Below are 8,068 nucleotides of genomic sequence, written 5' to 3'. Positions count from 1 at the left end.
GCCCCTGTCGGGGCAGCATTTTTTACGCATTCTGATGTCGCGTACTGCGACAATCTCCAGGCGTACAGCCAAACTCCCGACTAAACAAACGAATAAAGTGCGCACAGTCGCTAAATCCCAGACGCAGCGCAATCTCCGTGACGCTCTCTCCAGAATTCATCAGCAGCCAGTGGGCATAACGCAAACGCGCACGTCGGATAAACTCTCCCGGCGACTGGGCGAATTCGGCGTTAAACAACCGGGTAAGCTGTCGCGGACTCAGGTTGACTTCAGCGGCCAGCCAGCGGGTCGATATGGGCTTTACCAGCCCTTGCTCAATTAAAAAGACCGCTTTGCGTAACCGACTGTCGCTCACGTGGGTAAAACCTATCGCTCTGGAGACCGCCACTGACGTGCTGTCTATGCGGTTGGGGACGGACATCTGGAAGATGGCTTTTGTCGCCCTGTCGGGACCACAGTGGCGGCGAATAAGCTCTGTTGCCAGCCCTATCGTCGAAATGCCCCCCGGACATGTCAGAATCCCTTTTTCCTCATGAAAATCGACCCCGCTACGGGCAGCCAACTGAGGAAATTGCGTTTTAAAATCATTCAGATGCCAGGGGTGGATCGCCGCCGTCAGCCCATTGAGGAATCCTTCTTGCGCCAAAACAAAGCTCCCCGTGCAGATACCTACCAGCGGAATGTTGAGTTGATGTGCAAGATGCAGGTAACGTCGCGCAGCCCGATCGGCTTTCGCCATACTGCGCAGCAAGCCGCCAATCACCACCACATAATCAAATTGTTCCGGTGCGACGAATGCGCTATCCGGTATCATCGCCATTCCTGAGCTGCTGAGAACAGGTCGGTCTGGTGTAGCGCTCATCAGACGCCAGGAGCAGCGAATTTTCTGGCTATCATCCCCCATATCCGCCGCATGACGTAACGCATCGGTTAACCCCGCCAGCGCCAGCAGAGGAAATTCCGGCCACAGAAGAATGCCGACATTCAACTGTGGTCTGCGCGGTGTCTCTATCTGACTCGCATCGATAGCCGTAATGATGTCTCCATCCGCCCACTCGCCTGGCTGAAAAATTCGCAGGTCTTTCTTCACTTCAGGCTCCATGCGTATTGTCATTAGGACGAAACATGATAACGGCAATCGCTATATCCAAAAAGCAAGGCTGCTACTGTAGGGCCGAGGGAGCAAAACCACACTGAACAAACGGGACAAGGCACTGAACATAAATGACATATTGATCGGATGGCAGGTATGCGTCATTTGCACTGTATTTTTTCAGGGGGGACTTTATACTGCGCCTGTTTATGCACAACTTAACCTGTGACGCCCATGCAAAAGAAATCGATTTACGTTGCCTATACCGGCGGTACCATTGGTATGCAGCGCTCAGAACAGGGTTATATTCCTGTTTCCGGTCATCTCCAGCGTCAGCTGGCACTGATGCCTGAATTCCACCGCCCAGAGATGCCAGACTTCACCATCCACGAATACGTCCCGCTGATGGATTCCTCAGACATGACGCCAGAAGACTGGCAGCATATTGCTGAAGACATTAAAGCGCACTACGACGATTACGATGGTTTTGTCATACTGCACGGCACTGACACCATGGCGTTTACGGCTTCGGCGCTCTCATTTATGCTGGAGAATCTGGGCAAGCCAGTCATTGTGACAGGGTCACAAATCCCATTAGCAGAGCTACGTTCTGACGGACAAATCAATTTGCTGAATGCGTTGTACGTTGCAGCAAATTATCCGATCAATGAAGTGACCCTGTTTTTCAACAACCGACTGTTTCGCGGTAACCGGACCACTAAAGCGCATGCTGATGGTTTTGACGCGTTTGCCTCACCCAACCTTGCACCACTGCTGGAAGCCGGGATCCACATTCGTCGGCTGGGAACACCGCCCGCACCTCACGGCACAGGTGAGTTGATTGTCCATCCTATCACTCCGCAACCGATTGGCGTGGTCACTATTTATCCTGGGATCTCCGCTGATGTAGTACGCAACTTCCTGCGCCAGCCGGTAAAAGCATTAATTTTGCGCTCCTACGGCGTGGGCAATGCGCCGCAGAATAAAGAGTTCCTGAAAGAACTTGAAGATGCGAGCTCGCGTGGCATTGTGGTGGTGAACCTTACGCAGTGTATGTCCGGCAAGGTGAACATGGGGGGCTACGCGACAGGGAATGCGCTGGCGCATGCTGGCGTGATTGGCGGCGCGGATATGACCGTCGAAGCCACTCTCACCAAACTGCACTATTTGCTGAGTCAGGGACTGGATACGCAGACAATTCGTGAAGCAATGACGCAAAATCTGCGTGGTGAACTCACGCCTGACGATTAAAGGAGTCTATGCCCATGGCCCGAGCCTTACTGTTGGTCGATTTACAAAATGACTTTTGTGCCGGTGGTGCCCTCGCGGTCCCACAAGGTGACAGCACAATCGATATCGCCAACCGCCTGATTGACTGGTGTGCCATACGCGGCGACACGGTCGTTGCCAGTCTGGACTGGCACCCGGCTAATCACGGTAGTTTTGCCAGCCAGCATCAGGTCGAGCCCTACAGCCAGGGACAACTCGATGGCCTGGCGCAGACGTTCTGGCCCGATCATTGCGTACAAAACAGCGAAGGTGCTGCCCTGCATCCGCTGCTGAACCAGCGTGCGATAACTCAAACATTCACTAAAGGTGAGAACCCGCTGGTCGACAGCTACAGTGCTTTTTTTGATAACGGTCGTCGTCAGGCAACCGCGCTGAATGCATGGCTACTCGAACACCGCATTGCCGAGCTCATCATCATGGGTCTGGCTACCGACTATTGCGTCAAATTCACCGTACTGGATGCGCTCGATCTTGGCTACACCGTCAGCGTTATAACCGACGGCTGCCGTGGCGTTAATATTCACCCCCAGGACAGTGCAAACGCCTTTATGGAAATGGCAGTTGCGGGCGCAACGCTGTATACGTTGGACGACTGGCTGGAAACCCAGCGCTAATGCTTTAAAACGTTATATCCGGTCGATTGAAACTGCACATTTTTGCAAATTTATAGGCCGGATTAATACGCATCTCCCTTTCAACCAGCACTCCTCTAACCAATACAACCTACCAAAATTGGTTTGCCGCTGCGCCAGCATGGCGTGAACCCCTTCGCATTTTTCCTGTTATGAAACTGTTAACCTGCGGGTGCTGTTTTTTTCGCCACGCCATTTCCGTGGCATGTTTGCTTGTTTAAATGTCAAAGAGGAACACCGATGAAACTATTGCCTTTGTTGGCAGCATTACCCCTGCTCTGCGCCAGCGTTGTTTCCGCCAGTTCACTGATGTCAGTTGGCTACTTTAATGGTGGTGGCGACGTCACTGCCGGTCCCGGTGGCGACATCAATAAACTGGATGTTCGCCAGATAACCCATCTCAACTATTCGTTTGGCCTTGTCTACAACAACGAAAAAGACGAGACCAATGACGCCTTAAAAGACGCCAGCAAACTGCATCAGATTTGGCTTTCACAGAAAGTGCAGGATGATTTGCTGAAAATTCCACAACTGCGTAAACAAAATCCAAACCTAAAAGTTTTGCTTTCCGTCGGCGGTTGGGGAGCGCGTGGATTCTCTGGCGCGGCAGCAACGAAGGAAACACGCGCAGTGTTTATTCAGTCTGCGCAGGAGATAATTGCGAAATATGGTCTGGATGGCATCGATCTCGACTGGGAATATCCAGTTAACGGCGCCTGGGGACTGGTTGAAAGTCAACCGGCTGACCGCGCTAACTTCACCGCGCTGCTAACAGAACTGCGCGCCGCATTGGGGCATAAAAAACTGCTGACCATCGCCGTGGGCGCGAATGCGGAAAGTCCGAAAAGCTGGGTGGATGTAAAAGCCATTGCCCCATCGCTCGACTACATCAACCTGATGACCTATGACATGGCTTACGGCACCCAGTATTTCAACTCGAACCTGTATGATTCGACGCAATGGCCGACGGTCGCCGCGGCGGATAAGTACAGCGCCGATTTTGTGGTCAATAACTATCTCGCAGCCGGTCTGAAACCGAGTCAAATGAATCTGGGCATTGGCTTTTATGGACGCGTACCAAAACGCGCCGTTGAGCCAGGTATTGACTGGAGCAAACCTGACGCGCAGAAAAACCCGGCTACCCAACCCTATTTCGAGTCAGCTCAAATTGAGTTGTTCAAATCACTGGGCGTCGACCTGAGCAAAGACACCTACGTGAAGTACAACGATATTGTGGCGAAGTTGATCAACGATCCGCAAAAACGCTTTAGTCAACATTGGGATGATGAAGCGAAAGTGCCGTGGCTGTCGGTACAGTCTGCGGATGGAAAAAAACTCTTTGCCCTCTCCTATGAAAACCCGCGTTCGGTGGCGATCAAAGCCGACTACATCAAAAGCAAAGGGTTGGCAGGCGCCATGTTCTGGGAGTACGGCGCAGATGACAATAATCAGTTGGCGAAGCAGTTAGCCGATTCGTTAGGCATCAAACACTGATCCCAACGCCTGACACAATAGGTTATGATTAGCGCATTCTGCTGCGCCAGCTTTTGGCGCAGCTCTTCATTTTCTACTGGAGGCATGCGCTTTTATGGCTTTTATCCCTAAAAATTACGCCCGTCTGGAAGTCGGTTACCGGGAAAAGGCGCTTAAACTCTTTCCCTGGGTCTGCGGACGCTGTTCCCGTGAGTTCGTGTATTCAAATTTGCGCGAGTTGACGGTACACCATATCGATCACGATCACTCAAATAACCCGGAAGATGGTAGCAACTGGGAAATGTTGTGCCTGTACTGCCACGATCACGAGCATTCCAAATATACGGAAGCGGACCAGTATGGTTCAACGGTGGTTGCAGGAGAAGATGCGCAAAAGGCCGTGGGCGAAGCGAAATACAACCCGTTCGCCGATCTGAAAGCGATGATGAACAAGAAATAACATCAACTGCAGGCCCGACACAGATGTTTGCCGGGCCTGGGTAATCAGGATTTAAACGTCGCAATCGGTTCTGGCGTAATACCAAACTCAACCTTCAACTGCTGCTTGCTCTTCATCACCATCTCACCGTTGGTATCAATCGTCATATGCTGCGCGTCAATATTGTTTCGCGCCTGCCATAACATCACCAGTTGTAAGCTATTCTCTTTTTGTTCTGCCGTTAGCGCTATGCCATCCGGCCATTTTCCGAGTTCAACGGCAGTCGATAAGCGCTGATAAACTTCCGGCGTCATGCTGTTGATCATCTCATCAAGATTCATGTTAAATCCACTCTCCGTAGAATAATTTGCTGAATCGTTTCTTCAACCCTTGGTTTGCTCACCGTTTTCACCATCGGTGAAGTTCAAAGACGCTGAGTTAACGCAGTACCGTTCACCGGTAGGTTTCGGACCATCCGGGAAGACGTGTCCCAGGTGTGCATCACAGTTTCCGCAGCGGATTTCAATGCGCTGCATGCCGTGTGACGTATCTTTTATGTAACGGATAGCCTCATCGCTGACAGGCTCGTAAAAGCTGGGCCAGCCGCAGCCTGAGTCATATTTTGTCTCGGAACGAAATAGCGGATTGTCGCAGATCAAACAGTGGTAGATGCCGTCACGTTTGTTATGTAGCAAACGTCCGGTAAATGGCGGTTCTGTCCCGTGATTCTGCGTCACATAGAACTGCATTTCGGTTAAATTTTTTTTCAGTTCTTCTGGAGAAGGTTGATTAGCCATTTGCTCACATCTCGCTTTATCTAAACTCACATCGCGAGACAGATTCTAACAAAACATTAACACCGGAGTGCGAACTTTTGTTCTAAACTTGATCCTTGCGAAATGGCAGCCTGCAATTCGTGATCAGAATCACGTTTTTATCTTGATTGCCCTTTAAAATTCGGGCCGCCGACCCCATGTGGTTTCAAGCCCAAAGGAAGAGTGAGGCGAGTCAGTTGCGCAAAGCTTAGGCAGCAGATTGATTTGTCGCAATGATTGACACGATTCCGCTTGACGCTGCGTAAGGTTTTTGTAATTTTACAGGCAACCTTTTATTCACTAACAAATAGCTGGTGGAATATATGACTATCAAAGTAGGTATCAACGGTTTTGGCCGTATCGGTCGCATTGTTTTCCGTGCTGCTCAAGAACGCTCTGACATCGAGATCGTTGCAATCAACGACCTGTTAGACGCTGACTACATGGCTTACATGCTGAAATATGACTCCACTCACGGCCGTTTCAACGGTACCGTTGAAGTGAAAGACGGTCATCTGATCGTAAACGGTAAAAAAATCCGTGTTACCGCTGAACGTGATCCGGCTAACCTGAAATGGGACGAAGTTGGTGTTGACGTAGTAGCTGAAGCTACTGGCCTGTTCCTGACAGATGAAACCGCTCGTAAGCACATCACTGCTGGCGCGAAAAAAGTGGTTCTGACTGGTCCGTCCAAAGATAACACTCCGATGTTTGTTAAAGGCGCTAACTTTGACAAATACGAAGGTCAGGACATCGTTTCTAACGCTTCCTGCACCACTAACTGCCTGGCTCCGCTGGCTAAAGTTATCAACGACAACTTCGGCATCATCGAAGGTCTGATGACTACTGTTCACGCGACCACCGCTACTCAGAAAACTGTTGATGGCCCGTCTCACAAAGACTGGCGCGGCGGCCGCGGCGCATCCCAGAACATCATCCCGTCCTCTACCGGTGCAGCTAAAGCTGTAGGTAAAGTACTGCCAGAACTGAACGGCAAACTGACTGGTATGGCGTTCCGCGTTCCTACCCCGAACGTATCCGTTGTTGACCTGACCGTTCGTCTGGAAAAAGCTGCTTCTTACGAAGAAATTAAGAAAGCAATCAAAGCTGCTTCCGAAGGCCCGATGAAAGGCGTTCTGGGTTACACCGAAGACGACGTAGTATCTACCGATTTCAACGGTGAAGTTTGCACTTCCGTGTTCGATGCTAAAGCTGGTATCGCACTGAACGACAACTTCGTGAAACTGGTATCCTGGTACGACAACGAAACCGGCTACTCCAACAAAGTTCTGGACCTGATTGCTCACATCTCCAAATAAGTTGAGATGAAACAGTAATCTGTAAGAGCGACTCAGGTCGCTCTTTTTTTTGCCTGAAGAAAGGATTGCGTAATGATTAATAAAATTTTTGCACTTCCGGTAATCGAACAAATTACCCCTGTCCTCTCCCGCCGTCAGCTTGATGAGCTTGAGGTTCTTGTTGTCGATCACCCACAGGTTAAAGCTTCTTTCGCGCTGCAGGGCGCACATCTTCTTTCCTGGAAACCAAATGGTGAAGAGGAAGTCCTGTGGTTAAGTAATAATACCCCGTTTAAAACCGGCGTAGCGCTGCGTGGCGGCGTACCAATTTGCTGGCCGTGGTTTGGTCCGGCTGCTAAGCAGGGCCTGCCTTCGCATGGTTTTGCCCGCAACCTGCCATGGACGCTGAAAGCGCACAACGAAGACGACAATGGCGTGGTGCTAACGTTTGAACTGCAGAGCAACGCTGAAACGCGTCAGCTATGGCCGCACGAGTTCTGCCTGCTGGCCCGCTTCAAAGTGGGAGTCACCTGTGAAATGGAGCTGGAAGCTCATGGTGAGTTTGAAACCACCTCGGCACTGCATACCTATTTCAACGTTGGTGATATTGCGGCAGTGAAAGTCAGTGGTCTTGGCGATCGCCTGATCGATAAAGTGAATGATGCTAAAGAAGATGTGCTGGCTGATGGTATCCAGACCTTCCCGGACCGCACCGATCGCGTTTATCTGAATCCGGAAGCGTGCAGTGTGATTCATGATGATGCGTTGAATCGCAATATAGATGTTGTCCATCACCACCACCTGAATGTCGTGGGCTGGAACCCTGGCCCGGCGCTGTCCGTCAGCATGGGCGACATGCCGGATGATGGCTACAAAACGTTTGTTTGTGTAGAAACGGCTTACGCGACCGCTCCGCAGAAAACCACCGAAGAAAAACCATCTCGCCTCGCGCAAACTATTCGTGTAGCTAAACGCTAACACAGCTCTGCGCACCATGCCGGATGCGGCTAACGCCTTATCCGGCCTAC

Annotated in this window: 9 protein-coding genes; 6 read left to right on the top strand and 3 right to left on the bottom strand. The window is 51.0% G+C overall.

Translation table 11 applies throughout. The annotated features are described in order from the left end of the window. Positions 1-22: 22 nt before the first annotated feature. A complete protein-coding gene (locus FDW94_RS14895; protein WP_128611937.1) occupies positions 23-1,090 on the bottom strand; it encodes a helix-turn-helix domain-containing protein in 1,068 nt (355 codons plus the stop codon). 237 nt (positions 1,091-1,327) lie between these two features. Between FDW94_RS14895 and ansA the strand changes: the two genes are divergently transcribed. The 4 genes from ansA to yajD all read left to right on the top strand — a co-directional run bounded on the left by ansA (position 1,328) and on the right by yajD (position 4,948). After that, entirely contained in the window at positions 1,328-2,344 is a 1,017-nt protein-coding gene (gene ansA / locus FDW94_RS14890) for an asparaginase (RefSeq protein ID WP_003832492.1), read from the top strand. A gap of 8 nt (positions 2,345-2,352) precedes the next feature. After that, a complete protein-coding gene (pncA, locus tag FDW94_RS14885) occupies positions 2,353-2,997 on the top strand; it encodes a bifunctional nicotinamidase/pyrazinamidase (RefSeq protein WP_170974243.1) in 645 nt (214 codons plus the stop codon). A gap of 258 nt (positions 2,998-3,255) precedes the next feature. Next, positions 3,256-4,509: a glycoside hydrolase family 18 protein gene (locus FDW94_RS14880; protein ID WP_020996455.1), complete on the top strand. Its 1,254-nt coding sequence runs from the start codon at positions 3,256-3,258 to the stop codon at positions 4,507-4,509. A 94-nt stretch (positions 4,510-4,603) separates the two neighbouring features. Beyond that, positions 4,604-4,948 (top strand): HNH nuclease YajD, encoded by a 345-nt coding sequence (gene yajD, locus FDW94_RS14875; protein WP_003832478.1) that lies wholly within the window; start codon positions 4,604-4,606, stop codon positions 4,946-4,948. A gap of 44 nt (positions 4,949-4,992) precedes the next feature. Here yajD and FDW94_RS14870 read toward each other — a convergent pair whose 3' ends face one another. Together FDW94_RS14870 and msrB are read right to left on the bottom strand one after the other, a co-directional pair. Continuing rightward, a complete protein-coding gene (locus tag FDW94_RS14870; protein ID WP_100272588.1) occupies positions 4,993-5,268 on the bottom strand; it encodes a YeaC family protein in 276 nt (91 codons plus the stop codon). A gap of 42 nt (positions 5,269-5,310) precedes the next feature. Continuing rightward, positions 5,311-5,724: a peptide-methionine (R)-S-oxide reductase MsrB gene (gene msrB, locus FDW94_RS14865; protein ID WP_003832475.1), complete on the bottom strand. Its 414-nt coding sequence runs from the start codon at positions 5,722-5,724 to the stop codon at positions 5,311-5,313. 341 nt (positions 5,725-6,065) lie between these two features. On the opposite strand from msrB, the gene gapA reads away from it, so the two are divergent. Further along, on the top strand, positions 6,066-7,061 hold the full coding sequence (gene gapA / locus FDW94_RS14860) for a glyceraldehyde-3-phosphate dehydrogenase (protein WP_003030697.1): 996 nt from the start codon (positions 6,066-6,068) through the stop codon (positions 7,059-7,061). 72 nt (positions 7,062-7,133) lie between these two features. Beyond that, on the top strand, positions 7,134-8,018 hold the full coding sequence (locus tag FDW94_RS14855; RefSeq protein WP_008784524.1) for a D-hexose-6-phosphate mutarotase: 885 nt from the start codon (positions 7,134-7,136) through the stop codon (positions 8,016-8,018). Positions 8,019-8,068: the final 50 nt, after the last annotated feature.

It is taken from the genome of Citrobacter sp. wls757 (genome assembly GCF_005280935.1).
Taxonomy (GTDB): Bacteria; Pseudomonadota; Gammaproteobacteria; order Enterobacterales; family Enterobacteriaceae; genus Citrobacter; species Citrobacter portucalensis.
This window is presented reverse-complemented; position numbering and strand designations above follow the sequence as displayed.